The organism is Microvirga mediterraneensis (genome assembly GCF_013520865.1).
GTDB lineage: Bacteria > Pseudomonadota > Alphaproteobacteria > Rhizobiales > Beijerinckiaceae > Microvirga > Microvirga mediterraneensis.
In genome coordinates this window covers 87,219-99,972 of the sequence record NZ_JACDXJ010000001.1, presented here as the reverse complement: position 1 = coordinate 99,972, position 12,754 = coordinate 87,219, and the positions used below count along the sequence as shown (strand labels likewise).

The 12,754-nt window shown below is 63.6% G+C and carries 9 protein-coding genes; 8 read left to right on the top strand and 1 reads right to left on the bottom strand.

The window, feature by feature from the left end:
* The first annotated feature begins 8 nt into the window (after positions 1-8).
* The 7 genes from H0S73_RS00410 to H0S73_RS00380 all read left to right on the top strand — a co-directional run bounded on the left by H0S73_RS00410 (position 9) and on the right by H0S73_RS00380 (position 8,317).
* Positions 9-1,313 carry a TRAP transporter large permease gene (locus tag H0S73_RS00410; protein WP_181050284.1) on the top strand — a complete coding sequence of 435 codons (1,305 nt, stop codon included), beginning with the start codon at positions 9-11 and terminating at the stop codon, positions 1,311-1,313.
* A gap of 67 nt (positions 1,314-1,380) precedes the next feature.
* Positions 1,381-2,499, top strand: a complete 1,119-nt coding sequence (locus H0S73_RS00405; protein WP_181050283.1) for a C4-dicarboxylate TRAP transporter substrate-binding protein — start codon at positions 1,381-1,383, stop codon at positions 2,497-2,499.
* 48 nt (positions 2,500-2,547) lie between these two features.
* Entirely contained in the window at positions 2,548-3,303 is a 756-nt protein-coding gene (locus H0S73_RS00400) for an SDR family NAD(P)-dependent oxidoreductase (protein WP_246388668.1), read from the top strand.
* A 10-nt stretch (positions 3,304-3,313) separates the two neighbouring features.
* Positions 3,314-4,102 carry an SDR family NAD(P)-dependent oxidoreductase gene (locus H0S73_RS00395; RefSeq protein WP_181050282.1) on the top strand — a complete coding sequence of 263 codons (789 nt, stop codon included), beginning with the start codon at positions 3,314-3,316 and terminating at the stop codon, positions 4,100-4,102.
* Positions 4,092-5,798, top strand: coding sequence for an FAD-dependent oxidoreductase (locus H0S73_RS00390; RefSeq protein ID WP_181050281.1), 1,707 nt, complete (start codon positions 4,092-4,094; stop codon positions 5,796-5,798). Before H0S73_RS00395 ends, H0S73_RS00390 begins: the two co-directional genes overlap by 11 nt.
* A 295-nt stretch (positions 5,799-6,093) precedes the next feature.
* Positions 6,094-6,933, top strand: coding sequence for a nucleotidyltransferase domain-containing protein (locus H0S73_RS00385; protein WP_181050280.1), 840 nt, complete (start codon positions 6,094-6,096; stop codon positions 6,931-6,933).
* Positions 6,934-7,090: 157 nt separating this feature from the next.
* Positions 7,091-8,317 carry a glycosyltransferase gene (locus H0S73_RS00380; protein ID WP_181050279.1) on the top strand — a complete coding sequence of 409 codons (1,227 nt, stop codon included), beginning with the start codon at positions 7,091-7,093 and terminating at the stop codon, positions 8,315-8,317.
* 20 nt (positions 8,318-8,337) lie between these two features.
* Here H0S73_RS00380 and H0S73_RS00375 read toward each other — a convergent pair whose 3' ends face one another.
* Positions 8,338-10,698, bottom strand: a complete 2,361-nt coding sequence (locus H0S73_RS00375; protein WP_181050278.1) for a putative bifunctional diguanylate cyclase/phosphodiesterase — start codon at positions 10,696-10,698, stop codon at positions 8,338-8,340.
* A 241-nt stretch (positions 10,699-10,939) separates the two neighbouring features.
* Between H0S73_RS00375 and H0S73_RS00370 the strand changes: the two genes are divergently transcribed.
* The gene (locus H0S73_RS00370; protein ID WP_181050277.1) at positions 10,940-12,718 is read left to right on the top strand and encodes an ATP-binding protein; all 1,779 of its coding nucleotides are present in this window, start codon (positions 10,940-10,942) and stop codon (positions 12,716-12,718) included.
* Positions 12,719-12,754 lie beyond the last annotated feature (36 nt).

Sequence of the window (12,754 nt, the reverse complement as noted above, 5' to 3'; positions counted from 1 at the left end):
AAGCTGGGATGGAACGTCTCGAAATCGGCTTGATCGGTATTATCGCCATCCTTGCTCTGATTGGCATCCGCGTACCGATTGGCGTCGCCATGGGCGTTACTGCCTTCTTCGGCATCTGGGCAATGATGGGCCTCAGCGCGGCGATCGGAATATCGAAAGCGATCCCGTTCAACCTCATCGGCGACTGGAATCTCTCTGCCGTCCCGATGTTCCTCTTCATGGGGTTCGTGGCGGTTGAGGCGGGCCTGACACGTAGCCTGTTCGGCGCGGCGCGGATCTTCCTCGCCCGGATTCCGGGCGGTCTTGCCTCCTCGACGGTCTTCGCATCCGCGCTCTTCGGCGCTGCAAGTGGCTCGAGTGTGGCGACATCCGCCGCCTTCTCGCGCATAGCGGTTCCTGAGATGCTGGACAGCAAGTATGATGCGGGTCTCGCGACAGGCTCCGTCGCGGCTTCCGGAACACTGGCAGCCTTGATCCCGCCGTCGGTATTGATGATCATCTATTGCCTGCTGGTCGATACATCCATCAATACGCTCTTCATGGCCGGCTTCGTTCCTGGAGTTCTCACAGCGGCGGCGTTCATCATGATGATCACCGTGCGCTGCACGATCAATCCGGATCTCGCGCCGCGCTATGTCGACAAGACGACGAGGGCCGAGAAATGGGCTCTCCTGCGGGACGCCTGGCCCTTGCCGGTGATCACCTTCATCGTGATGGGAGGCATCTTCACCGGCGTCTTCACCGCGACGGAATCCGGGGCCGTAGGGGCGTTTCTGGCCTGCGCGGTCGCGGTCATGCGCGGTCGCCTCAACTACCGCATGCTGCGCCGTGCGCTGATCGATACGGCTTCGGGAACTTCGGCCATCTTCATGATCGTGCTCGGTGCGGCGCTGTTTGCCCGCTTCGTGGCGCTCGCCACGATACCGACCTGGGTAATGGGCTTCTTCGACGGCTACGACACGATGACCATGATCATCCTCGTCTGCGTCATTCTTGCATTGATGGGTACTTTCATGGAGGAGGTTTCCATCATGCTGCTCACCATGCCGGTCCTGGCGCCGGTCCTGTCCAGCCATAGTGTGGATCTCACCTGGTTCGGCATCCTGGTCATCAAGCTGATGACGATTGGATTGATCAGCCCGCCGGTCGGTATGAACGTCTTCGTCATAAAATCTTCGCTGGGCGGTCGCGTTTCGCTCAATCAGATCTTCGGTGGTGTCACTTGGTTCATCGTCGTCGACCTGTTCGTGCTCGCGGCGCTGATCGCCTTCCCGGCTCTCAGCCTGTCGCTGCCGGAACTCATGGCGAAGTAAAATACCGCGTGGCGCGACGGGATCCATGCGCCCGCCGCCCGCACGAAATTTTCTAGGGAGAGAGACAATGAGAAAGATTCTGACCGCAACCGCCGTTTCGCTGGCCCTGATGACCGGTGCGGCTCGTGCCGATAAGTATCAGGCGACGACTTGGCTGGCACCGAGCCACATCCTGACGAGCGTTGGTTACGTGCCTTTTCTGGCTGACGTGAAAGCCGCCACCAACGGGAAGATCGATTTTGAGCTCTACTCGTCGGGTTCGCTGGTTCCGGCGCAGACGACGCTGGGCGCTCTTGGCGATAATGTGGCTCAGCTCGGGCTCGTCGCCACTTCCTACACTCCTTCGGAGCTGCCGCTCTCGGGCCTGATCAACGATCTTGCCTTCGTGGCAAAGAACGACATGGCGACCGCCTTCGCTCTGACGGAGACCGTCCTCACGAACAAAAGGATAAAGGACGAGTTCGCCAAGCACGGCACGGTCGCCCTGGCTGGATACTCCACGCCGACCTACCTGATGTTGTGCATGCGCGACGTGCGTGATCTGAATGCCGTCAAGGGCCTCAAGATTCGCACGGCCGGCACCGCTCAGAACGAATGGGTCGCTTCTCTCGGCGCCATCCCGGTGGCCGTCACGGCCGCAGACGTCTATTCCGGCCTCGAGCGTGGTTCGATCGACTGCACGCTGACCGACCCGACCAGCCTCGAAACGGGCCTCAAGCTCTGGGAGGTGGTCAAGACAATCACCATGCTCGAGCAGGGGACTTCGCTCGGGGTTACCTATGTCTATAACAAGGACTTCTGGTCCAACATCGGCCCCGAGAACCGCCGCAAGTTGCTCGATGTCACTGCCCGCAGCGTCGCTCGCGTGCAGATCGCCTATTCGCAGGCCGTCAGCAAGGCACTGAAGGGCTCGCAGGAGCGCGGACTGAAGATCAACGAACCCGATGCGTCTCTGGTAGAGGCCCTGGCCAAATTTCGCGCCAACGTGGTCGACACTTATCCCGGCCGCACCGCCAAGGAGCGCCGCGTGCAGGATCCGACCGATGTCGCGAAACAGTTTCTCGACCTCCAGGCCAAGTGGACCAAGCTCCTGGAAGGAATCGACGCCAACAACGAGGATGCCGTCGCCAAGCTCGTCGCCGATGAGATCTTTTCAAAGGTCGACGAGAAGAGCTTCGGCCTCTAGACCCTGAGCCTGGAGCGGCGATCGCGATCGCCGCTCCCCGACGGCAAGATGAAATCCGAGGAAGAGAATATGTCGGAACGCAGTCTTCAAGCTGCCATTGTCACTGGTGCCGGGTCCGGAATCGGCCGCGCCATCGCGCATCGTCTGGCGGAAGACGGTTTCTCCGTGATCGTAGCCGACCGCGCCGAAGGACCCGCGGTTGAGACCGTGGGCCAGATCCTGTCCCGTGGTTTCGAAGCGCGCGCCGAAATTCTCGATATCACCGATCCGAGCGCCACACAGGCGTTGATCGACGGTGCTGATAACCTTCAGGTTCTGGTGAACAATGCCGGCATCTTCAATGTGAAGGCCTTCGATGAGCTGACGGCCGACGACTTCCGCAGGATGTACGAAGTCAACCTGGTCGGCATGTTCCATCTTTGCCAGCAGGCAGCGCGCAGGTTGCCGAGATGGGGCCGGATCATCAACCTTTGCTCACGCGCGGCATTCGGCGCGCGCAACTATGCACATTATGTTTCGTCGAAGGCCGCTGTAGCCGGCTTCACGAAAGCATTGGCGCTCGAGTTGGGCGACAGGCAGATCACGGTGAATGCCGTGGCACCGGGCGTCATCCAGACGGACATGCTACTGTCTCGCCCGGATGTCCACTTGCTGCGCGACCAGCAGCCCACCGGCGAACTGGGGATCCCGGAAGACATCGCCCATGCGGTTGCGTTCTTCGCCGATAAGCGCGCCAATTTCGTCACCGGGCAGGTCCTGATCGTCGACGGCGGCCGATCGGTCGGCGGCACTGCGGCATTCTGAGGCGTCCGTCATGAGTTTCGACATCACAACTCTCGAGGGCCGCACCGCTGTTGTGACGGGCGCGGGCCAAGGAATCGGCGAGGCCATCGCCGAGGCTCTCCTGGCTGCCGGCGCGACCGTCATTGCGGTCGATCGCGAAGTGGCCGGCATCGATGCGCTCTCAGCCCGCAGACCACGCGTGATTGCTCTGCAAGGCGACGTTACCGATCCGGAGCTCGGCGCCAAGATCGATGCCGAACTCTCCAAGAACGGCCTCACGCTTTCCATTCTGGTCAACAACGCTGGCATCGGCCGTGGTTCTCACGCAGTCGAGACCACGGATGAGGACTTGCAGCGCTATTTCGACATCAACGTCAAAGGCGCCTTTGCATTGTCCCGCTGGGGAGTGCCGCTGATGATCCGTGCGGGCCGTGGAGCGATTGTGAACACGGCCTCGGTCTTCGGCCTGGTCGGGGCCTATAACTCGGCAGCCTATTCGGTGTCGAAGGCTGCGGTCGTGGGCATGACGCGCCAGATGGCTACGGATTTCGGACCGTCCGGTATCCGCGTCAACGCTGTCGCTCCAGGCCTTGTCGAAACCCCGCTGACCGCCGAGCGCATTCGGTCGGAGCCCTGGCGCCGCCAGATCATGATCGAGCAGACTCCGCTTGTCCGGGCGGGCACGCCGCTCGACATCGCCCGGGCCGTGCGGTTCCTCGCCTCGGACGAGGCATCCTTCGTCACGGGCCAGGTTCTTGCCGTCGACGGCGGCTGGACCATCGGTCGCTTCCCCAGGCAGGAGCCCGTGCATGTCGACTGAAGAAGTGCTTCCAGCCGACTGCGACCTTCTGGTTGTCGGATCCGGCGCGGCGGGGCTAGCTGCGGCCATCAGCGCCGCTCATGCCGGCCTGAAACCCGTCATTGTCGAGAAATCCGAGTATTTCGGCGGCTCGACGGCAGTATCCGGTGGCGCGATCTGGGTCCCGGACAATCCGATCATGCGAGCGGCCGGTATGGAGGACGATCGCAGGGCCGCGCGCCGCTATATCGAGTTGGAAACCGGAAACCGCTTCAATGCGGAACTCGTCGACGCCTTCCTCGACAATGGTCCTGCGGCCATCGACTTCTTCAACACCAAGACGGCGTTGAAGATGACACATCGCCCTTATGCGCCGGACTATCACCCTGACAAGAAAGGCGCTGCGCTCGGGGGGCGCGTACTGGATGCGCTGGAATACGATGGAAGGGCCTTGGGAGAAAACCTGAACCGGCTGCGCCCTCCGATCAAAGAGTTCACAATCCTCGGCGGGATGCAGCTCGGCCGTGCTGACCTCTTCCATTTCGTGCGCATGACGCGCGAGTGGCCTTCCTTCGTGCATGCGACAAAGCAGGTTCTGCGCTATGTCAAGGACCGGGTGAGCGTCGGCCGCAATACGCGGTTGAGCTTGGGAGCGGCGGTCGCGGGCCGACTGGCCGAGACGGTCTTTGCCTTGAAGATACCGCTTCTGACCGAGCACGAGCTCGTCTCGCTCCAGCGGGACGGGGCAGGCCGCGTGACAGGCGCGGTCTTGCGCACGAGACACGGCGACAAGACGGTCACCTCCAGGAAGGGCGTCGTCCTCGCCAGCGGCGGATTTCCCCACGATGCCAAGCGCCGCTCCGAGAGCTTTGAGCATGTTCGCCGTGGCTTGCCTCACTACAGCATGGCACCTTCGCCGAACACGGGAGGAGCGATCGCTGCCGCCGAGGCGGTCGGCGCGGCCTTCGTATCCACGAACTCGGATGCCGCTTCCTGGGCGCCGATCTCATTGATTCCGCAGCCTGATGGCTCGAAGCGACCTTTCCCGCACCTGTTCATGGATCGCGCGAAGCCTGGCATCATCGCCGTAGGCCATGATGGTCGACGCTTCACCAACGAGGCCGCCAGCTACCACGATTTCGTGCAGGGGATGGTGGAAAAGCTGCTGGACGGGAACAGGAAGTCGGCCTTCCTGATCTGCGATCACGCAGCCCTGCGCCGCTATGGGCTGGGAGCGGTTCCCTGCTTCCCGGGACGGATCGGCCCCTACTTGAGATCGGGCTATCTCAAGCACGGCCGGAGCGTGGAGGAATTGGCCAGGGTCTGCGGGATCGACACGGAAACTCTTCAGGAAACGATCGACCGCTATAACGGGTTCGCCGCCCAAGGGATGGATCCTGATTTCGGCAAGGGATCGACCCCGTACCAGACCGCTCTCGGCGACCCGGATCATAAGCCGAACCAGTGCCTGAAGCCGCTCGAAGGCGTTCTTTACGCGGTTGAGATTTTCCCCGGCGACATCGGCACCACGATGGGGCTGGACGTCAATGCCAACGGCCAAGTGAAGGATGTCCATGGCCAAGTTATCGAAGGTCTGTACGCTTGCGGCAACGACATCAACTCGATCATGAGCGGATCGTACCCGGGTGCCGGCATCACTCTCGGGCCAGCGTTGACGTTCGGCTACGTGATCGGGCGCCACGCCGCATCGCGATAAAGGCTTCGGAGCCGTACGTTCTGCCCTTCCGTGGAACTGACGGCACATCCGCATTCGAACCGATAAATGGGACGCTCTTCAAAGGAGCCTGATTCAACAAAGCGGTTCACAGTGAGAAGCAGGTTGATCGAAAGGCATTCCGCCTCGAGCCTTTCCCGTGCCATGGTGCGAGCCTTCGCCTCCCGAGCTGCCTCTCTTGCCGGCTTACGCGATTGTTCGAGAGAGCATCGCAAGACTTGATCTCAGCGGCCTTATCTAAGAGGTAAGATCTATTCTGGATGAGGGACTACAGGGGATGCCCCACCTCGAACCATTGCTTTTGAGCATCGTTCCACGCTTGTCCGAGGTGCCGGGTGTGGTGGGAATCGTGCTTGGCGGTTCCCGGGCCAGGGGGACGGCAATCGGGACGTCCGACTACGATCTCGGGCTTTACTTCGGCTCCGCCAATGCACTGGACACGGAGCACTTGCTTGCCACGGTACGGGACCTAGTCGACGATCCGGCTTCGGCAGCCGTCACGCCTGTCGGAGAATGGGGTCCGAATATCGTCGGCGGAGGATGGCTGCGGATCCAAGGAAACAAAGTCGACCTGCTGTACCGCTGCGTCGATGATGTCCGCGCCGTGATCGCCGAATGCCGCGAAGGGCGGATCTCGATGGCGTACCAGCCGGGTCATCCTCACGGCTTCTGTTCGGCCATCTGGATGGGCGAGGTCGCCCTGGGCCGGTTGCTCCATGACCCTGCGGGCATGATCGCCGCGCTGAAAGCCGCAGCCTCTCCTTATCCCGACAAGCTCCGCTCCGCCTTGATACGGACCTTCCTGTGGGAGGTTTCGTTCAGCATCGAGAACGCGCAGCTCGCGCTTCCGCGGCGCGACCGGACATATATCGCCGGGTGTTGCTATCGCGCCTTGGGCTGTGTCGGGCAGGTGCTGTTCGCGCTCAACCGGCGCTACCTGATCAACGAGAAGGGAGCGTTGATTGAGGCCGCCGGATTCCCGGACACCATCGATGGATTGGCGGAACGGATCGACACGGTTTGGGAGGCGCTTGGGCGATCCGATTTTGCGGCTGCCTTGGACGTCCTGAGGGCGCTCGACGGAGAGTTGGGGAGCCTGGTTCGGGCGAGGCCTTGAAACGCCCGGTGGCGATCCTTCGTTCGCGCCCTCGAGAGAATGGGAGCGCGACAGCTCCCCTCCATAGGTGTTTTGTAGCGTCCCCCCGGCTTGCGGCAAGTCCCCGGTCATATCCCATAAACACTTCCCTCGATTCGAACCTGAGGGAGCCGTGAAGATGCGTGTGCTATTGTCGACCTATGGGTCGCGCGGAGACGTTCAGCCGCTGGCGGGATTGGGTCTGGCGTTGCGGGAACTCGGAGCGGAGGCGCTGGTCTGCGCTCCATCCGATGCGGAATTCGCGGAGCTGCTGGATCGGGCGGGCCTGCCGCTGGCGCCGGCCTTCATGCCGGTGCGCCGCTGGATAGCCACGGCGAGACAGTCAGGCTTAAGCCTGCCCCAGCTCGCGGCCAAGATGGTTCGAGCCCAGTTCGATGCGATCGCGGAAGCGGCCGAAGGCTGCGATGTCATCGTCGCAACCGGCCTGTTCCCGTCCGTAGCGGCCGCGCAGGCCGTGGCCGAAAAGCTCGGTCTGCGCTTCATCTGTGCGGTCTTTTATCCGATCATCCTGCCGTCACCTCACCATCCGCCCATGGAGTATCCGGGCTGGCCGCATCCGGCGGCAATAACCGGCACCCTGGCGCTGTGGGAGTTCAACGTCCAGGCCATGGACGCGCTCTTCGGCGCGGCGGTGAACACGCAACGCGCTTCGGTCGGCCTGCCAACGTACGCGAATATTCGCGACCATGTCCTCACGCCCTGTCCGTGGCTGGCATCGGACCCGATCCTCAGCCCATGGCTTCCGACCGACCTTCTCGACGTCGTCCAGAGCGGTGCCTGGATCCTGCCGGACATGCGTCCGCTTCCGGACGGGCTGGAGGATTTCCTCAATGAGGGCGCTCCCCCGGTTTATGTCGGCTTCGGCAGCATGGCCATGCATGCCGCAGATGATCCCGCCCGCGCCGCTATCGAGGCCATCCGCATGCACGGTCGCCGCGTGGTCCTCGCAAAGGGTTGGGCCGATCTCGCACCCATCGACGATCGGGGCGACTGCTTCGCTGTCGGCGATGTCAACCATCAGGCGCTGTTCGCCCGGGTCGCGGCCGTCGTGCATCATGGCGGCGCTGGAACGACCACGGCGGCCGCATGCGCCGGTGCGCCTCAGGTGTTGGTGCCTCAGGGAGCCGACCAGCCCTATTGGGCCAGCCGTGTCGCCGCATTGGGCATCGGCGCGGCGCATGACGGCCCGATGCCGACAACCGAGACGCTCCTGGCCCCGCTCGGGACGGCGTTGGATGCGCGGACACGCGAGCGTGCGGCCGCCATCGCGACGACGATCCGCAGCGACGGGGCAATGGCGGCTGCGGAAGGGCTCGTTGCCATGATCAGCGGGAGAAGCTTGTAGCGTTCTGGCCGCCGATCCGATCAGGTCGGCGGCGCCTGAAAGCCGGCCAGCGCGTCGCGCTGGTCGAACCCTGCCGCAATCGCTGCCGGCACATGCTCTGCGGGCATCGGGCGTCCGAAGAAGTGGCCTTGTGCCAAGTTGCAGCCGTGAGCTTCCAGAAAAGCTGCCTGAGCGGCTGTTTCGACGCCTTCGGCCACAACCACGATGTTGAGACTCTGGCCCAGGCTCAGCAGAGCCCGTACGATTGCCGCATCGCCGGAATCCGTCTCGATGTCGCGAACGAATGAGCGGTCGATCTTGATGGCATCGACAGGGAAGCGCTTGAGATGGGTCAGTGAGGCGTAGCCGGTGCCGAAATCGTCGAGTGCGATCGTCACGCCAGCCTCACTGAGCATTCGCAGCGCCCGCTCCACATTGTCGGCATGGCGGCCGAGAAACACGGTCTCTGTCACTTCTACTTCGAGGCAATGCGTGGGCACGCCGGACTGGTGCAGCTCCGCCAGGATCCGCTCGGCGTAATCGTCGTGACGGAACTCGGCTGCCGAGATGTTGATCGCGACCCGGCCAAGGGGAAGGCCCGCATCGAGCCAGCGGCGCATGTCGCGAAAGACGCGCCTGCGCATGCGCTCGCCGATGGCGCTCCCGAGTTCCGTGTCGTCGAAGGCAGGCCAGATCGTGTCGGGCGTCTGAAGGCCGAGGCGCGGATGATGCCAGCGCAGCAGCGCCTCGAAGCCGCCCCGTCCGTTCGTCCCCAGGGCGACCTTGGGCTGGTAGAAGGGCACGATCCAGTCCTCGGCCAAAGCCATCCCGGCGAGCTCCAGGGCGGAGGCCGTCCTTTCCGCTTCGTCCCGCATCGAGGGCTGGAACAAGCGGAAGGCTCCCCGACCGCTCGCCTTGGCGCGGTAGAGCGCCAGGTCCGCATGCTTTTGCAAGGTTTCCGCCTTCGTGCCGGGGTCGACGGCAAGCGCGATGCCGATGCTGCCTCGGCAGTCGAGCCCCGCGTCATCGCCGGGCACAGGGTGCTGCATGCGAGAGAGCACGGTCCTGGCGGCCTCCAGGGCCTCGGCCTCGCCCGACACGGCCGGGAGGATCAGGGCGAACTCGTCGCCGCCCAGGCGGGCGATGCTCTCCGGGCCGCCGGCGAGGCTGCGCAGCCGCTTGGCGAATTCCTTCAGCAGGGCATCGCCGGCCGCATGGCCGAAGCGATCGTTGACCAGCTTGAGGTTATCGAGGTCTATCACCAAAAGGCCGACCATGGATGAACCCTCGGCAGTCCGGTCGATGGCCTCCTGGAGCCTCTGCTGAAAGCGCCGCCGGTTGGGGAGCCCGGTGAGATCGTCGTGGTAGGCTGCCCAACGCAGCTGCTCCTGCGCGAGCATGCGATCATGGATGTCCTCGATGTTGCCGTACCATCGAATGACGGTTCCGCTCGCCGTCCGACGGGCGGCGGCGCGCCCGCGACACCAGCGGTAGCTGCCGTCGGCCAGGCGCACCCGGAACTCGGCATTGAAGGGCTTCCCGGTCGAAAGGGAGTGCGACCAGCGACCGACGATCAGAGGCAGATCGTCAGGATGCATGGCTTGCGTCCACCCGGTTCCCCGCGACTCTTTCACCGGCAATCCGGTGAGAGCCTCCCAGCGCGGCGGAACATCGAGGAGGTTGCCCTGAGGGTCGGCGATCCAGGGGATCTGTGGACTGAGCTCCACCGAATACCGGTAATGCTCCTCGCTTTCCCGAAGGGCCAACTCCGTCCGTTCCTTGGCCATGGCGAGCAGCACGAACGCGAGGGTGGGGGTGTAGATCGCCAGGAACAGCGCCATTTCCCCGGACCATCGGCTGGCGAAGGCGTCGGCCCAGAAGATCAGCCTCAGCGACAGGCCCAGGGTGAGCCGAATGCCGTTGAACGCCGCGAGCGCCAGCAGCAAGAGGATCGCGGCGCGCCGCGCCGTCAGACGCAGGCCGGAATGCTTCCACAACTCCCAGGCCGCCATTGCGGCATAGACGCTCGAGATCAGCGACAGAAGGGCCAATCTCGCACCGGGGCTTTCGCTGAGGAACGGGAACGCCGCTGCCCAAAGAGCGGGCCCTGCCAGAAGGGCCGGGAGCCTGCTGGGCCGATCATTGAAGGCGCGGCATCCGGCATACAAGGCCGCATAGGCGCCGGCGACCATCATATTGGCGATCAGCAGGACGGGCAGGCTCGGCGGCGTCCGGCCGAGGTTGGCCATGCCGATGCCGACGGGCACCATGCCGAACGCGGCGCTCCACCACGCCAGCGCGCGGATCCGCCGGTTGTGAGCCCAGGCGAAGAGGAGCAGGATGCTCAGCAGGGCCGAGAGCAGGATGTAGACGAGTGCCAGCGTACGGGCGTCGAGGGTCATAGAATCAGTTTCAATGTGAAAGGGCCGGATCCGCAGGTGCCCGTCAGTCCGGATTATGGGGACGTGAACCTTAACGCTTATGCGTGCCTGACGGACAGAAGCTAGACCGAACGCTCTCAGACTTTAGAACGCCTTGGAAGCGCCGACCCTTTTCATGCGTCTGCGTCCGGTAGATGATTGCGCCGTCGGAACTATATCGAAGAGGCGTGCACTCGGTTCCCGGAGTGGGAGAAATATCGGTGTGAGGCTCAAATCGTCCCCTCTCGTCACCGCTCTGGCGCCCGCTCTCGTTCTCGTTGCGGGGATCGTGATCCTGAGCGCCTTCGTCCTGTGGCGCGGCTACCAGGACGCGACCCGGCGGGGCGAGGAAATCGCCGGCAACCTCGTCCACGTTCTCGCGGAACAGTCGCAACGGACCTTCCAGGCGATCGATTTCACCCTTCTCGGAATCCGCGAGACCCTGGCGGCCAAGCCGGATCTTCCGCCCAACGATCCCCATTTCCAAGCCGACCTGAAAGGGCGCGTGAAGGCTCTGCCGTACGTTCGCGGCTTGATCGTCGTCGGACCTGATGGGTTCCTCATTCATGACACGGGCTATCCCAAGACGCCGCGGGTGAACGTCGCCGACCGGAACTACTTCAAGATCCACCAGAAGGACCCCGAACTGGGCCTCGACATCGGACATCCCATCCAGAGCCGTGCGGATAATACGTGGGTCATCAGCATCAGCCGCCGGATCGATCGTCCGGATGGCAGCTTCGGCGGCGTGGTGGTGGCCGTTGTCGATCCTTTCCAATTCGAAAGCTTCTTTCGCGGCTTGGCGGTCGGACGGGACGGTTTCATCGCTCTCCTGCTCCGCGACGGCACCATGCTGGCTCGCAGTCCTGCGTCCGAGCAGGCGATCGGCAAATCGTTCATGACAGCCTCCGCGGCCTTCCGCCATCTGGTCGAGCATCCCCACGGCGTTTACTGGTCCGTCAGTCCCGTCGACGGCATCTCGCGGGTCGTCGGGTACAAGTCTCTCGGTGACGTTCCGGCGCTCGTTCTCGTGGGATTGGCCAGCTCCTCCGTCTATCAGCCCTGGTACGAGTATGCCACCGTCGTCGTCGCCACGGTGGCGGTGCTCCTGGGACTGGTCGGCGTCCTGTCGCTGCTCGTCCGCAGGGGCCGCGAGCGCAAGCGGGCCGAGCAGGAGCGGCTCGGTCGCGCCCAGCGCCTGGAGGCCCTCGGGCACATTGCCGGGGGCATCGCGCACGATTTCGGCAACACGATCCGCATCGTGCAATCCACCTGCGCGCTCCTCAAGCCTTCGGTGAAGGACGACCCCGAGGCCCGTGCCTTGATCGACGACACGGAACGTTTCCTCAAAGGCGCAAAGGACATGACCGAACGGCTCCTGGCCTTCGCGCGCCGCCAGGAGCTCAAGGAGCGGGCGACGAGGATCGACGAGCGGATCGCAGGCTTCGCGACTATCTTGAACCAAGCCGCAGGTCCGCGTGCGGCGGTGGAGCTCAGGTTGAACGCCGACGGCGCTGTCTGTCTCCTCGATCCGGTGCAGTTCGAAGCCGCCTTGCTGAATCTCGTTCTCAATGCCCGCGACGCGATGCCCTATGGCGGCACGATCACGGTCGAGACCGCCATGATCGCGTCGCCCCGATCGCGGGCGGGACTGCGCCGGTCCTCCCATCCGGAGCAGACATGGGTTCGGATTTCCGTGATCGATTCAGGCATCGGCATGTCCCGTACGGTGCTGGAACAGGCCTTCGATCCGTTCTTCACCACAAAGGGGCCGGGACAGGGCAGCGGTCTCGGCCTCAGCCAAGTGCTGGGCTTCGCCCAGCAGAGTGCCGGCGAGGTGCGGCTGGAGAGCGAGGAGGGGCACGGAACGCGCATCCGTCTCGTGTTCCCGACGATTTCCGGTGAACGAGGAGAGATCAAACCTGTCGTAGCTTCTCATGTCGCCGAAGCGGATCGCCCGCCAGGCGCATCCCGAAGCGGTGCTCAGGCAAAACCTGATTGATCTCTCAGGTGAAGACCCGATCCACAAGGCATCCCA